This window comes from Gemmobacter sp., assembly GCF_016792925.1.
Classification (GTDB): Bacteria; Pseudomonadota; Alphaproteobacteria; order Rhodobacterales; family Rhodobacteraceae; genus Gemmobacter.
Genome location: NZ_JAEULU010000127.1, coordinates 1 through 13,051, shown reverse-complemented (window position 1 = coordinate 13,051; position 13,051 = coordinate 1). Strand labels below are relative to the sequence as shown.

The following is a 13,051-nucleotide window of genomic DNA, read 5'->3' as shown; positions in this document are numbered from 1 at the left end:
AGCCGGGAAATGACGATCGAAATTCAAGACGGGCTGCGGGTGTTGAAGCTGAAGGATGCGTCGGGCGCGCATGGGCACGCGCTGGACGATCATATGACGATGTTGCATCTGTGGCGCTTGCTGTCGGGCGGGCATGCGCTGCGGGACATGGCGGTGGCTGAACGCCGCCTGTGATGCAAGACGGTTCGGGCGGGCGGGATCAGGCTTGCAGGCTGCGGCGCCGGGTGTAGAGGGCCCCAAGCGCTGCCAGTGCCATGATCCCGCCAAGCCCGGCCATCACCTGAAAGAAGCCGCGCGGGCCCATGGTCTCGGTGATCTGCGCGAGCAGGAAGGGCAGGCTGATGCCACCCACCAGACCACCCGCGATGATGGCGGGCGACACGCGCGGGCTTGGCCCCATGCGGCGGGCAGCCTCGACGAAGTAGCTGGGGAAGATGGTGGCGGCGAAGGCGCCGGAGACCACGAACAGCGCCATCGGCGGCAGCACCGTGGCCAGCGCCATGCACAGCGCCACCCCGGTGATCGACAGGCCGAACAGCGCGAAGGGGGCGATGCGGTGGGCGATCACCGTTTGCACCATGCGCGCCGCCAGAAAGGCCACGAAAAACGCACTCATCGCCTCGGCGCCCTGCGTCTCGGAGGCGCCGCTGCGCACCAGAGCCGAGGGGCCAAGGCCGATCAACGTGGCCTCCAGCCCGATGCCGCAGGCACCAAAGGCCAGGATCGCCCAATCCGGGCGGAAACGCGCGCTGCCTTCGGGCAAGGGCGCCCGGGCGCCATCGCGGGCGCCGGGCAAGAGCAGCGCAAAGGCGACCGCCAGCCCCAGAAACACCAGCCCGTAATCGCCGCCCAGCCAGACCAGCGCCATGGGGGCCACGATGGCTCCGGCGCCGAAAATGGCATTGATCAGGCTCAGCATGGCCGGGCCGCGCGGGCCATAGGCGGTCAGCAGGCGCGGGTTGAACACCACCGCCGCACAACCCTGCCCAAAGCCCGACAGCGCCGCCCCCGCCAGCGTCACCGGCCAGCCCAGACCGGACCCCAGCAGGCTGGCGCCACAAGCCAGCGCCAGCACCACCAGCCGGGGCGTCAGGCGCGGCCCCAGCGCGAAACTGGCAGCCACCCCGGCGGCGGAGCCCAGCCAATGCACCGTGAACACCACCGAGACATCGGCCACCCCCCGCCCGGTCTCGCGCGCCAGCATGGGCAAGGATGGGCCATAAAGCGCCTGCAAGCCGCCCATCAGCAGAAAGGTCAGCAAGCCCACCCAAAGCAGCAATCTGCGGCCTTTTTCCGTCTCGGTCATGTCTGTAATCCTTTGCAGCCGGGCTGCGGCGCCTGTGCGCGGCCTCTTCCGCCTTGCGGAGCGCGAAGTCAACGGGCGATGCGCGCAACTCTGACGCAACGTCACGCTCGCGTGATCGCGCGGGCGCGGACAGTCTGGCGCCACACCCATCCGAAAGGCCTTTCCCATGACCGATATTGTCATCCTCTCCGGCGCGCGCACCGCCATTGGCGGCTTTGGCGGCAGCCTCTCCGGCATTGCGCCGATTGATCTGGCGGCCCATGTCGCCAAGGCGGCGCTGGCGCGGGCGGGCGTTGAGGGCGGGCAGATCGGCACCACGGTGTTCGGCCATGTGATCAACACCGAGCCGCGCGACATGTATCTGAGCCGGGTGGCGGCGATGCAGGCCGGGGTGCCGGAGACCGCGCCCGCGATGAATGTGAACCGGCTGTGCGGCTCGGGCGCGCAGGCGATCGTTTCGGCCGCGCAGGCGCTGATGCTGGGCGATGCCGATTTCGCGCTGGCGGGCGGGGCCGAGGTGATGAGCCGCGCGCCCTATGCCTTGCAGGCCGCCCGCTGGGGGCAGAAGATGGGCGATACCAAGGCCCTGGATATGATGACCGGCGCGCTGACCTGCCCGTTTGGCACCGGCCATATGGGCATCACCGCCGAGAATGTGGCGGCGCAATGCGGCATCAGCCGCGCCGATCAGGATGGGTTCGCGCTGGAAAGTCAGGCCCGCGCCGCCCGCGCCATCGCGGCGGGCTATTTCAAGGATCAGATCGCGCCCTATGAGATCGCCGGGCGCAAGGGTGTGGTGATGTTCGACACCGACGAGCATCCCAAACCCACCACGGCAGAGGCCCTGGCCGGGTTGAAGCCCGTGTTCCAGAAAGAGGGTTCGGTGACGGCGGGCAATGCCTCGGGCATCAATGACGGCGCGGCGGCGCTGGTGCTGGCGCGGGCCGATGCGGCAGAGCGGTCCGGGCTGACCCCGCGGGCCCGCATTCTGGGCTATTCGGTGGCCGGTGTGGCGCCGCAGGTCATGGGGCTGGGGCCGATCCCGGCGGTGCGGCAATTGCTGGCCCGCACCGGCCTCAGCCTCGCCGATTTCGACCTGATCGAATCGAACGAGGCTTTCGCGGCGCAGGCCCTCGCCGTGTCGCAGGAACTGGGCCTCGATCCGGCCAAGGTGAACCCCAATGGCGGCGCGATTGCGCTTGGGCATCCGGTGGGGGCGACGGGGGTGATTCTGGCGGTGAAGGCCATGGCCGAGCTGGAGCGCACCGGCGCAAGCCGCGCCATTGTCACCATGTGCATTGGCGGCGGGCAGGGCATTGCCATCGCGCTGGAGCGGGTCTGACCCCTGATCCTTGCCCAAAGAAAAAGGGGCCTCGCGGCCCCTTTTTTGATGCTGTGCGGCGCGGTTATTTGCGCAGCGCGCCGCCGGTGGCTTTCGCGACCTTTTCGATGATCTTGGCCGAGACCGCCTCGATGTCCTTGTCGGTCAGCGTAGTCTCTTGCGGTTGAAGGCGCACGGTGATGGCGATGGATTTCTTGCCCTCGCCCATCTGCGCCTCGGCCTTCTCGCCGGTGAACTGGTCGAAGACGCGCACGCTGTCGATCAGCGCCTTGTCCGACCCGGCGGCGGCATTCACCAGCGTGAGCGCCTCGACCTTGGCATCCACCACAAAGGCGAAATCGCGCTCCACCGCTTGCAGATCCGAGATCGCGAGGGCGGGCTTGGTGGGCGTTTTCACCTTGGGCATCGGCACATTGGCAATCTGCACGGTGAAGGCCACAGCGGGGCCTTTCACGCCAAAGGCTTGCAGGATGCGCGGATGCACCTCGCCGAAGGTGGCAAGGGTATTCGGCCCAAGGCCAATCACACCGGAGCGGCCGGGATGCCACCAGGCCGCCACCTTGCGGGTGATCTGCACCTTGGCGGGCGCGCCGATGGCAGCCAGCACGGCCTCGGCATCGGCCTTGGCGTCGAACACATCGACCGGGCGGCGCGAGGCATAGGGATCACGCGGCGCGCTGGCGCCGATCAGCAAGCCGGTCGCCATGGTCACCTGCTCGCCCGGTTCGCCGCCGGTAAACACCGGCCCCACCTCGAACAGCGCCAGATCGGCAAAGCCGCGCGCCTGATTGCGGGCGGCGGCCCGCAGCAGGCCCGGCAGCAGATCGGGGCGCAGATGGGTCATTTCCGACGAGATCGGGTTTTCCACCCGCACCGCATCGGCCCCGCCGCCAAAGGCCGCAGCGGCGCTTTGGTCGATGAAGCTGTAGGTGACGCATTCATTATAGCCAAGCGCGGCAACGCTGCGGCGGGCGGCTTTCTCGCGCTGTTGCAGGGGCGTGAGGATCGGTTTCGGCACGCCGGGCAGGGCGCGCGCCATCGGCTTGCCCACCAGTTTCGACAGCGAGGCCACGCGCGCGACCTCCTCCACCAGATCGGCCTCGCCCTGCACATCGGGGCGCCACGAGGGCGGCGCGGCCTGATCGCCGGTCAGGGTGAAGCCAAGCGCCATGAGCGTGGCGCGCTGGTCGGCCTCGGGGATTTCCATTCCCACCAGACGCTCCACCCGTTTGGGATCAAAGCGGTAGCTGCGCGCGGTATCGGGCACCGCGCCATCCACCACCATCTCCGACGCCTCGCCGCCGCAGAGATCGAGGATCATCTGGGTCGCCAGCTCCAGCCCCGGAATCGTAAACGCCGGGTCCACCCCGCGTTCAAAACGGTAGCGGGCATCCGAATTGATCTTCAGCGCGCGGCCCGTGGTGGCAATGGTGATCGGGTCCCAGAACGCGCTTTCCAGAAACACATCCACCGTGGCTTCGGTACAGCCCGACAGCTCGCCCCCCATGATGCCCGCAAGGCTTTCGGGCTGCGCATCATCGGAAATCAGCATCATGCCGGGTTTCAGCGTGTAGGTCTTGCCATCCAGCGCCAGCAGCTCCTCGCCGCCCTGCGCCGCATGGATGCGCAGATCGCCCTGCACCTTGGCCACATCGAACACATGCAGCGGGCGGTTGAGGCCGAAGGTGAAGTAATTGGTGATGTCGACCAAGGCCGAGATCGGGCGCAGCCCGATGGCTTTCAGCCGGGCCTGCATCCAGTCGGGAGAGGGGCCGTTCTTCACGCCGCGAATGGTGCGGCCCGCGAAAACCGGGCAGCCCTTGGCCTTCAGCGCGTCCTCGATCTGCACGCCGATGGGCGAGGCGAAGCTGCCCTTGATCGCCGGAATCTCCAGCGCTTTCAGCGTGCCAAGCCCGCGCGCCGCCAGATCGCGGGCCAGGCCGCGCACGCCCAGACCATCGGGGCGGTTGGGCGTGATCTTCACATAGATCATCGGGTCGTTCAGACCCTTGTAGTCGATGAAGCGCAGGCCCACCGGAGCATCTTCGGGCAGGTCGATGATCCCGTTGTGATCATCCGACAGTTCCAGCTCGCGCTCCGAACACAGCATGCCATTGCTGTCGACGCCACGGATATTGCCGGGTTTCAGGTCCACCCCGGTGCCGGGCACATGGGTGCCGGTGGGGGCAAAGACGCCGACAAGGCCGGTGCGCGCATTCGGCGCGCCGCAGACCACCTGCACCTCTTCCATCGCGCCCTCCGGCCCGTTCGGCCAGGTGGCGACGCGGCAGACGCGGAGGCGGTCGGCATTGGGGTGCTGCACCGCCTCGATCACGCGGCAGATGCGGAAGGCGCCCAGCTTGTCCTCGGGGTTCTCGACCTCCTCGACCTCATGGCCAAGATCGGTGAGCGCGGTCAGGATCTCGTCCAGCGTCGCGGTGGTGTCGAGATGATCCTTCAGCCAGGACAGGGTGAATTTCATGGCGGGCCTCTGCGGAATTTGTCGGATTGGCCTTAGCGCATTGGCAGGCGAAGGGGAAGGCCGGGCAGAGGCCCGGTTTCCGGGCTGGAAACGGGTTGTTTGCGCAACCCATGTGGAAAACTTAACGATCTGGTGACGGCGATGGTCTAGACGTGGCGCATGGATGATTGGCTGCGCATACCGAAGGATCGCCCGAAACCCCACCCGCTGCGGTGGTCGATCCTGTTTGCCCTCGCCGCGCTGCTGGCGCTGATGCGGCTGGGGCGAGAGGGGATGTGAGGGGCCGCTAGCGCAGCCCCCGCACCATCACTGTGGCCCCGGCAAAGCCGAAGGCGTGGCGCAGGGGGCCGAGGCTGTCATGGCGCAGGGCGCGGAAGCCCATGCGTTCATAGAGGGCGCGGGCGCGGAAATTGCTGTCCACCACCTCCAGCCGGGCGGCGGCATAGCCCCGGCGGCGGCCCTCGGCGCACAAGGCCTCGATCAGCGCATGGCCGATGCCATGGCCGCGCGCGCTGCGGGTGACGCAGATGCCGTCGATCAGGAAGCGGTCATTATCGACCTCGCGCGCGATGGCGCCCAGCAAAGCCAGCCGCCAGCCGGCACCCGGCAGGCCGTAAATGGCGCGCAGGTCGCGCCAGCCGCCATCGGCAAAGCCGCCCTCGGGCGATTTGAACCCCGCCAGCCCCAGCAATTGCCCGCCCGAGGTGGCGGTGATGACGTGATCGGCGCGGATCACCCGTTCCAGATAGCGCAGGGCGCGCGGGTCCGGCCCCATGACACGGCCCAGCTTGCCGCCAAAGGCCTCCCAATAAAGCCGGGCGGCGGCGGGGCGGTGCTGATCCTCCAGACCTAGGCTCAGCCGCATTGCAAGCCCTCGCGCAAGGCGTCCTGATGGCCGGCGCCCAGGATCCAGCCCTCCTCGCGGGCGATCTCTGGCACTTCCAGCAGGGGCGCGAGCCGGTCGTGCGCCGCCAGATGCCACAGCGCGCGGGCCAGCAGGCGGACCTGTGCCGCATCCTTGATACCGCCCTCTGCCGCAACTTCGGGCGCCAGCAGCGAGGGGTAGACCTCGGCCAATGTGACCCGCGCAGGGGGCTGGAAGGGCCAGACCGCCACGCCGGGCAGCCGCGCCAGCCGGGCGATGACGGGCAAGCCCATCAGCGCCTGCGAGCCGACCGAGCCGGTGGTATACAGCTTCCAGACGGCTTGCGCCGAGGGCACGAGGCCCTCCACCGCGCGACGCTCTGGCAGGCCGAGGGCGGTGTAATCCACCAGTTTGCGGGCGGGCAGATCGGGCAAAGCGAGGCTGGCCGGGCGCCCCCAGAACGGCCCGCCCCCGAATTGGCGGTTCACCGCGGCGGCCACCTGAAAGCGATTGTTGCGGTTGTCGGGCGCGTCTTCGATCCGCGCCTCCAGCCACTCCCAGACCGCAGGGGCCTCGGCACGCCCGGTCAGGCGCTGCGCAAAGCCGCTGGGGTAGGCAAAGGGAAAATCAAAGCCGATCAGCCAGTTGCCGGTTTTGACCAGATCGCGCAGCAGGGCCTCGGCGGCGGTGCGGCTGCGCAGATATTCGACCCGTTCGCCGGTTGCATCCCTGATCCCCACCCAGATCGCATCTGGGGAAGGGCGCGCGGGCGACAGCGCCGATGCGGCGGACCAATCGACGATGGCGACCGAAAGGCTCATCGCAGCGCCGCTTCGGCCAGAGCAACTTCGGCCAGCGCCAGATCCTCGGGCGTGTTGAGGTTCAGGAAAGGGTCCAGGCCGTCGGCCGGAAACGTGGCGACCGCCGCGCCGGTGCAAAAGCCCATCACCTTGGCATGGCCCGCCGCCAGATAGGCGCGCAAGGGCGCGCGCAGGGCGCGGGGCCACAGCGCGCAGGTCGGGTGCAGCCGCCCGGCAGATTGCGCGACGGCCAGCCCGCCATCGCCCGCCAGCCACAGCTGCGGCACCAGATCGCCGGGCAGGAAGGGCGTATCGACCGAGACCGAGACCACGGCATCGGCGCCCTCGGCCCAATCCAGCGCCGCCAGAATGCCGGAAAGCGGGCCTTGCGGCTGCGCATCGGGCAAGACCGGCAGGCCCGAGAAGGCCAGCCGCGCCGGATCGCCATTGGCGGAAACCGCCAGCCGCTCCACCTGCGGCTCAAGGCGCGCCTGCACATGGGCCAGCAGAGGCTGCCCGCCCAGGGGCAGCAAGGCCTTGTCGGCCCCGCCCATCCGCCGCCCGCTGCCGCCCGCCAAAATCACGCCAAAGATCCGCATCGCCCGCGCGCGCCCCGGTTGCATCCGCCCGGCACTAGGCCTAAGCCTTCCGGGCTGATCCGTAAAGGGCGCCTGCCCATGCCTCCCTCGCTTGCCCCGATCTTCCGTCAGGCCCCGATCTTCCGTCAGGCCCTGCTGCGCGCGATGCCGTTCACCGTGATGATCGTGCCGTTCGGGGCGCTGTTTGGTGTTCTGGCGACCGCGCAGGGCATGAGCGTGTTCGAGGCCATGGCCTTTTCGGTGGTGGTCATTGCGGGGGCCTCGCAATTCGCGGCGCTGCAAATGATGCAGGACGGCGCGCCGGTTCTGCTGATCATCCTGACGGCCACGGCGGTCAATCTGCGCATGGCGATGTATTCGGTGGCGATGACCCCGCATCTGGGCATGGCGCCGCTGTGGCAGCGCGCGGTGATCGCCTATTTTCTGGTGGATCAGAGCTTTGTGCTGGGGGCAGCGGAATATGAGCGGCGCCCGGAGTGGCAGCTGGCCGAGAAACTGGCCTGGTATGCCGGGATCGTGACGCCGATCTGCGGGCTGTGGTATCTGGCCACCTGGATGGGGGCGACCTTCGGCAAGGCGGTGCCGCCGCATTGGCCGCTGGATTTCATCGTGCCGGTCAGCTTTCTGGCGATGATCGCGCCGATCCTGCTGACGCGGGCGCAGATGCTGGCGGCGGCGGTCTCGGTTGGTGGCACGCTGGCCCTGTGGTGGATGCCGCATTCCAGCGGGCTGTTGGTGGCGGCGCTGGCGGCGATGCTGGCCGGGGCCATTTGGGAAACACGCGAGGAGGCCCGCCATGCCGGTTGAGGCGATTGCAGATAAAAGCCTGCTGTGGACGGTGATTCTGGGCCTGGGGGCGGCCACCTTCCTGCTGCGCTTTTCCTTTCTGGGGCTGATTGGCAACCGGCTGATTCCGGGCTTTCTGCTGAAGATGCTGCGCTATACGCCGATGGCGATGATCCCGGGGCTGGTGGCGCCGGGCGTGGTCTGGCCTGCCGCCACCGGGGGCGAGCCTGATCCGGCGCGGCTGCTGGCCGCCATGGTCACGATTGCGGTGGGGATCTGGTTTCGCAGCACGCTGGCCGCCGTGGGGGCGGGGGTGGCGGTGCTGTTGCTGGGGCTGTGGGGCCTCGGCTGAGGCCCCGCCCGATCTGCGTTATTTGCCCTCGGCCACCACGGCAGGCTTTTTCTCGGGCGCCTTGCCATTGGTTTGCAGCAGCAGGATGCCGTGATTGTCATCGGCATCGTCATCGGTGATCTTGCGTTCCTTCACGCCGGGCAGCGTGGCAAACTGGGTCATCAGCTTTTTCGGGAACATGGTCGGCTTGATCTGTTCAAAGCCGGGCACGCCTTGCAGCACGGCGGTGATCGAATCGGCGCAATGCGCCTTGGCCACCGCCCCATGCGCCATGGCGCGCTGCATCACCTGTTCGGCCACCTCGGGCGAGACCTGAACCGTCTGTTCGACGACGTAATAGGTTTCGCGGGCATGGTAGTCGATGTAGAAGTTCTTCATCTTCTCGGTGATGCCGAAATGCACGTCGTTGCGTTCGGCCAGTTTCGGCAGCGTCCAGCTGCCCGCCGGATCGAACATGATGCGCTGCGAGCCATTGATCATCAGCCCCGAATGCGCCCCGGATTCGTTTTTCACGTTGATCACGGTGAACAGGGTGATGGCCTTGGGCCCATCATGCACATAGCGCGCCTTGGCCACATCGGCGTCAGGCGCCCATTTCGGCTCTGGCGCGCCACAGGCAGCCAAGCCCGCGCAAAGCGCGAGCAGAACAAGATTGCGGCGCATGAGGGGCGCTCCTTCTTTCGGCAGCCGGATGGGGTCAGGCGTTGGCGAGCGCCATGAAGATCAGCACGCCGATGGAGATGGCGGCGCCCCAGATACTGAGCTTGATGAAACCGGCGAAGGTTTTCTCCTGCTCGCGGATGTCCATGCTGCCCTGCTTGTGTTCGGCCATGATCGTCTCCCAAGGATGCGCGTTTTTTCGCCTGTTAGCCTATTCGTGCGGGGCTGTCACGCCCCCGTGGTGGCGACCCCGCCTGTCGGCGCGGCGGGCGTGGCCGGGCTGTCGCGTTCCGCCTGCTCCCAGTCGCGCGACAGGCGAAAGCCGATGCGGCGCGGCGGTTCTTCCGGCGTGGCGCGGGGCACGGCGCGCAGGGCGAGGTTCAGCTGGCTGACATGTTGCACCAGCTGCATCTTCTGCCCGTCTTCATCGCGCCCGTAGAAGGTCAGGAGATCGGGGTCGAAATAGCCCAGCCCCTCGATGCGCAGCACGCCCGCCTCGCCCCCGGCAAAGCCCATGGCGACCTCGTGCTTGCCATCCAGCTGGCTTTCAAAATTGCGGATATAGAGGATGATCCGCTCATAGGCCCACTGCGCCGGGCTTTTCTCCTCGACCGGCTGGCGGGCGAGGGCGGCGGGCAGGGGTTGCTGTTCCGCCGTGGGGGCGGTGTCGGGGTCGGCATGCACCACGCCTGCGCAGGGCAAGGTGGTGCAGGGCAGGACAGCATCCTCCATCACCTCTGCCGAAGTCTTGATCTCATCCGTCATGCGCGTTCCCAAAGCCAGACACCTTCCGGGGTGAGGACACGCCGGGCGCGGCCGCGATGCAAGAGGTAATTCAGATGGGCCACCGCCTCGACCATGGCGAGGCCGTATTCGGCCGGGCCGATCTGGCGCTTGAACAGGGCGGGGAAGCAGTCGCAGGCGCTGCGCGGCGTGGCGAGGTGATCGAGCAGCCGGGCGATGGCGGAATGGTGGTTCTCCTCCATCTGGCGCAGGCGCAGGGGCAGGCCGGTAAAGGGCAGCTTGTGGCCCGGCAGCACGAAATTGCGATCTTCGGCCAGGGTGGCAAAGCGCTGGCAGGAGGTGATCCAGTCGCCCAGCGGGTCGGCCATCGGCTCGGTCGGGTAAACCCCGATATTGGCCGAGATTCCGGGCAAAAGCTGGTCGCCGCCGATCACCAGATCATCATCGAGGCTCCAGAAGGTCGCATGTTCGGGGGCGTGGCCGTCGCCCATATGCACCCGCCAGTGCCGCCCGCCCATGGTCAGCACCTCGGCTTCGGTCAGGCGGGTGAAGCCCAGGGGCAGCGGATGCACCACATCGGCAAAGTTGAACGGGCGCTCGGTGGCGCGTTTGGCGAGGGTTTCCGCGTCCATCCCCGCGCCGCGCCAGAAGGCCATCTGTTCGGGTGTGGCCGCGGTCTGCACATCCAGCGTCAGCATCCGGGCGTAAAGCCAGGCCGTGCGGGGGATCAAGAGTTCGGCCCCCTGCGCCTGAAACCACCCGGCAAGGCCAACATGGTCGGGGTGGTGATGGGTGACCACCACCCGCCGCACCGGGCGCCCGGCCAGAGGGCCTTGCAGCGCCGCCTGCCAGATCGCGCGGGTCTTGCCGGAGTTGAAGCCGGTATCAATCACCGTCCAGCCATCGCCCTCATCCAGCGCGAAGACATTGATATGATCCAGCGCCATCGGCAGCGGCAGGCGCAACCACAGCACACCCGGCGCCAGCTCGACCGCCGCGCCGGGGGCGGGGGCCTCGAAAGGGGTCTGGATCGCGCTCAAGCGGCTCACCGTCACTGGGCAAGCAGGTCCGGCGTCAGATCGTAAAGCCCCGCCGCGCCTTCGCGCATTTGCGCCAGCAGGCCGATATGTTCCGGCAGCAGGCGTTTGATGGTGACCGTGGCCAAGGGCAGGCGGGCCGGATCGGCCAGCGCGGCCTTGAGGTGGTAATGCCCGCCCAAGACCCGCGCAAAAGCCCGCAGATAGCAGGTGGCGCCCGCGAAACGGTCATTGAGGTCTTGCGCCAACAGCCATTCGGTCGCCTCGCGCAGCGCCTCAGCGGCGTTCCAGACCGCGCCTGCCAGATCGGGCTGGGTGGAGCGGGCGTCGCGGGCGTGATCTTCCACCTCTTGCAGCAGGCGGAAGGCCGCCGCGCCGCCATCCATCATCTTGCGCGCCACAAGATCCATCGCCTGAATGCCATTGGTGCCCTCGTAAATCGGCAGGATGCGGGCATCGCGCAGATATTGCGCCGCGCCGGTTTCCTCGATGAAGCCCATGCCGCCATGGATCTGCACGCCCGCGCTGGCGACCTCATTGCCCACATCGGTGCCAAAGGCCTTGGCGATGGGGGTGAGCAGGGCGGCGCGGGCCTCCCATTCGGCGCTGCCGGTTGCGCGGGCCATATCCAGCGCCACGGCGCAGGCCAGACCAATGGCGCGGGCGGTGAACAGGTCGGCCTTCATCGCGGCCAGCATGCGGCGCACATCGGCATGGTCGATGATGCCGGTGGCGCCGAGCGGCGTCTTGCCCTGCTTGCGATCCTGCGCATAGGCCAGCGCGTGCTGATAGGCGGCCTCGGCCACCGCCACGCCCTGCATGCCCACGCCAAGGCGCGCGTTGTTCATCATGGTGAACATGGCCGCCATCCCGCCATGCGGCGCGCCGACCAGCCAGCCGGTCGCGCCATCGAACTGCATCACGCAGGTCGGGCTGCCATGGATGCCCAGCTTGTGTTCGATACTGACCACCTTGAGGCTATTGGCCTGCCCCGGATTGCCGTTTTCATCCGGCAGGAATTTCGGCACCATGAACAGGCTGATGCCCTTGGTGCCCGGCGCGCCATCGGGCAGGCGGGCCAGCACCAGATGGCAGACATTCTCCACCAGATCGCTGTCGCCCCAGGTGATGAAGATCTTCTGCCCGGTCACCGCATAGCTGCCATCGCCCTTCGGCTCGGCCTTGGAGCGCAGCGCGCCAACATCGGACCCCGCATGGGGTTCGGTCAGGTTCATCGTGCCCGACCATTCGCCCGAGATCAGCTTGGGCAGATACAGCGCCTTCAGCGCGTCGCTGGCGTGATGTTCCAGCGCCTCGATCTGGCCCTGGCTCAGCAGCGGTTTCAGTTGCAGCGCCAGACAGCCCGAGGCCATCATCTCGTTCACCGCGGTCGAGACCGTGAAGGGCAGGCCCATGCCGCCATAGTCGGGCGAAGACGCGACGCCGACCCAGCCGCCATCGCGGATCGCGGCATAGGCGCGGTCAAAGCCCGGCGCCGCGCGCACCTTGCCGTTTTCCAGCCGGCTGTGATGCTGGTCGCTGCCCTTGTTCAGGGGCGCGATTTCGGTTTCCACCAGCTTGCCGGCCTCCAAAAGGATGGCCTCGACCGTATCGGGGGTGGCGTCGGTGAACAGCTCGGTCCCGTTCACCTGATCGAAGCCCACGATCCGGTCGAGGACAAAGCGGATTTCGGCAACGGGGGCGCGATAGGGCATCTTCTCTCCTTCGCCGCGCTTGGCAAGGGGGCCGCGCGGGTCTATCTGGGAACCAATCTTTGCCGGGCAGATTAACGCAAGGTCAAAGCGCCTCAACCTCAACGCTGCGTCACGAATGAACCAAACCCTTCACCTTGCCGCCACGTCTGAGGGCATTGCCGAGGCCGCCGCACTGCTCAGGTCGGGCGGGCTGGTCGCCATGCCGACCGAAACGGTTTACGGGCTGGCGGCGGATGCGCGGGATGACCGGGCGGTGGCGCGGATCTATGCGGCGAAGAATCGCCCCAGTTTCAACCCCTTGATCGTGCATCTGCCCGATCTCGCGCAGGTGGCGCGCTATGCCGTGCTGACGCCGGGGGCGGA

Annotated in this window: 14 protein-coding genes; 4 read left to right on the top strand and 10 right to left on the bottom strand. The window is 67.7% G+C overall.

Going from position 1 to position 13,051, the window contains the following annotated elements:
* Window positions 1-199: 199 nt before the first annotated feature.
* Complete coding sequence (locus JNN06_RS06580; RefSeq protein ID WP_291238796.1) at window positions 200-1,306, bottom strand: hypothetical protein; 1,107 nt, start codon at window positions 1,304-1,306, stop codon at window positions 200-202.
* A gap of 166 nt (window positions 1,307-1,472) precedes the next feature.
* On the opposite strand from JNN06_RS06580, the gene bktB reads away from it, so the two are divergent.
* A complete protein-coding gene (bktB, locus tag JNN06_RS06575) occupies window positions 1,473-2,648 on the top strand; it encodes a beta-ketothiolase BktB (RefSeq protein ID WP_291238795.1) in 1,176 nt (391 codons plus the stop codon).
* Between the two features lie 64 nt (window positions 2,649-2,712).
* Here bktB and pheT read toward each other — a convergent pair whose 3' ends face one another.
* The 4 genes from pheT to mobA form a co-directional block, all read right to left on the bottom strand.
* On the bottom strand, window positions 2,713-5,130 hold the full coding sequence (gene pheT, locus JNN06_RS06570; RefSeq protein ID WP_291238794.1) for a phenylalanine--tRNA ligase subunit beta: 2,418 nt from the start codon (window positions 5,128-5,130) through the stop codon (window positions 2,713-2,715).
* A 286-nt stretch (window positions 5,131-5,416) separates the two neighbouring features.
* Entirely contained in the window at window positions 5,417-5,995 is a 579-nt protein-coding gene (locus JNN06_RS06565; RefSeq protein ID WP_291238793.1) for a GNAT family N-acetyltransferase, read from the bottom strand.
* On the bottom strand, window positions 5,986-6,816 hold the full coding sequence (locus JNN06_RS06560; RefSeq protein WP_291238792.1) for a molybdopterin guanine dinucleotide synthesis: 831 nt from the start codon (window positions 6,814-6,816) through the stop codon (window positions 5,986-5,988). Before JNN06_RS06560 ends, JNN06_RS06565 begins: the two co-directional genes overlap by 10 nt.
* Window positions 6,813-7,394 carry a molybdenum cofactor guanylyltransferase MobA gene (gene mobA, locus JNN06_RS06555; protein ID WP_291238798.1) on the bottom strand — a complete coding sequence of 194 codons (582 nt, stop codon included), beginning with the start codon at window positions 7,392-7,394 and terminating at the stop codon, window positions 6,813-6,815. The genes JNN06_RS06560 and mobA overlap by 4 nt, the downstream gene beginning before the upstream one ends.
* Window positions 7,395-7,472: 78 nt before the next feature.
* Here mobA and JNN06_RS06550 point away from each other — a divergent pair, with 78 nt between their 5' ends.
* Window positions 7,473-8,201 (top strand): AzlC family ABC transporter permease, encoded by a 729-nt coding sequence (locus tag JNN06_RS06550; protein ID WP_366812546.1) that lies wholly within the window; start codon window positions 7,473-7,475, stop codon window positions 8,199-8,201.
* Window positions 8,191-8,532: an AzlD domain-containing protein gene (locus tag JNN06_RS06545; protein ID WP_291238791.1), complete on the top strand. Its 342-nt coding sequence runs from the start codon at window positions 8,191-8,193 to the stop codon at window positions 8,530-8,532. Before JNN06_RS06550 ends, JNN06_RS06545 begins: the two co-directional genes overlap by 11 nt.
* Window positions 8,533-8,550: 18 nt before the next feature.
* Here the strand turns inward: JNN06_RS06545 and JNN06_RS06540 are convergent, their stop codons facing one another.
* The 5 genes from JNN06_RS06540 to JNN06_RS06520 are packed head-to-tail and all read right to left on the bottom strand — an operon-like array spanning window position 8,551 to window position 12,688.
* On the bottom strand, window positions 8,551-9,195 hold the full coding sequence (locus JNN06_RS06540; RefSeq protein ID WP_291238790.1) for a hypothetical protein: 645 nt from the start codon (window positions 9,193-9,195) through the stop codon (window positions 8,551-8,553).
* Between the two features lie 34 nt (window positions 9,196-9,229).
* On the bottom strand, window positions 9,230-9,364 hold the full coding sequence (locus tag JNN06_RS06535) for an aa3-type cytochrome c oxidase subunit IV (RefSeq protein WP_291238789.1): 135 nt from the start codon (window positions 9,362-9,364) through the stop codon (window positions 9,230-9,232).
* A 56-nt stretch (window positions 9,365-9,420) separates the two neighbouring features.
* Window positions 9,421-9,957, bottom strand: coding sequence for a DUF6173 family protein (locus JNN06_RS06530; RefSeq protein WP_291238788.1), 537 nt, complete (start codon window positions 9,955-9,957; stop codon window positions 9,421-9,423).
* Window positions 9,954-10,991 (bottom strand): MBL fold metallo-hydrolase, encoded by a 1,038-nt coding sequence (locus JNN06_RS06525; protein WP_291238787.1) that lies wholly within the window; start codon window positions 10,989-10,991, stop codon window positions 9,954-9,956. Before JNN06_RS06525 ends, JNN06_RS06530 begins: the two co-directional genes overlap by 4 nt.
* Complete coding sequence (locus JNN06_RS06520) at window positions 10,988-12,688, bottom strand: acyl-CoA dehydrogenase (RefSeq protein ID WP_291238786.1); 1,701 nt, start codon at window positions 12,686-12,688, stop codon at window positions 10,988-10,990. Before JNN06_RS06520 ends, JNN06_RS06525 begins: the two co-directional genes overlap by 4 nt.
* A gap of 115 nt (window positions 12,689-12,803) precedes the next feature.
* Between JNN06_RS06520 and JNN06_RS06515 the strand changes: the two genes are divergently transcribed.
* Window positions 12,804-13,051, top strand: a 248-nt coding sequence (locus JNN06_RS06515) for a Sua5/YciO/YrdC/YwlC family protein (RefSeq protein WP_291238785.1), incomplete at its 3' end; no start/stop codon positions are given.

Bases quoted from the DNA above. Each gene is read 5' to 3' on its own strand.
- JNN06_RS06580 (WP_291238796.1), bottom strand. From the start codon at position 1,306: ATGACCGAGACGGAAAAAGGCCGCAGATTGCTGCTTTGGGTGGGCTTG.
- bktB (WP_291238795.1), top strand. From the start codon at position 1,473: ATGACCGATATTGTCATCCTCTCCGGCGCGCGCACCGCCATTGGCGGC.
- pheT (WP_291238794.1), bottom strand. From the start codon at position 5,130: ATGAAATTCACCCTGTCCTGGCTGAAGGATCATCTCGACACCACCGCG.
- JNN06_RS06565 (WP_291238793.1), bottom strand. From the start codon at position 5,995: ATGCGGCTGAGCCTAGGTCTGGAGGATCAGCACCGCCCCGCCGCCGCC.
- JNN06_RS06560 (WP_291238792.1), bottom strand. From the start codon at position 6,816: ATGAGCCTTTCGGTCGCCATCGTCGATTGGTCCGCCGCATCGGCGCTG.
- mobA (WP_291238798.1), bottom strand. From the start codon at position 7,394: ATGCGGATCTTTGGCGTGATTTTGGCGGGCGGCAGCGGGCGGCGGATG.
- JNN06_RS06550 (WP_366812546.1), top strand. From the start codon at position 7,473: ATGCCTCCCTCGCTTGCCCCGATCTTCCGTCAGGCCCCGATCTTCCGT.
- JNN06_RS06545 (WP_291238791.1), top strand. From the start codon at position 8,191: ATGCCGGTTGAGGCGATTGCAGATAAAAGCCTGCTGTGGACGGTGATT.
- JNN06_RS06540 (WP_291238790.1), bottom strand. From the start codon at position 9,195: ATGCGCCGCAATCTTGTTCTGCTCGCGCTTTGCGCGGGCTTGGCTGCC.
- JNN06_RS06535 (WP_291238789.1), bottom strand. From the start codon at position 9,364: ATGGCCGAACACAAGCAGGGCAGCATGGACATCCGCGAGCAGGAGAAA.
- JNN06_RS06530 (WP_291238788.1), bottom strand. From the start codon at position 9,957: ATGACGGATGAGATCAAGACTTCGGCAGAGGTGATGGAGGATGCTGTC.
- JNN06_RS06520 (WP_291238786.1), bottom strand. From the start codon at position 12,688: ATGCCCTATCGCGCCCCCGTTGCCGAAATCCGCTTTGTCCTCGACCGG.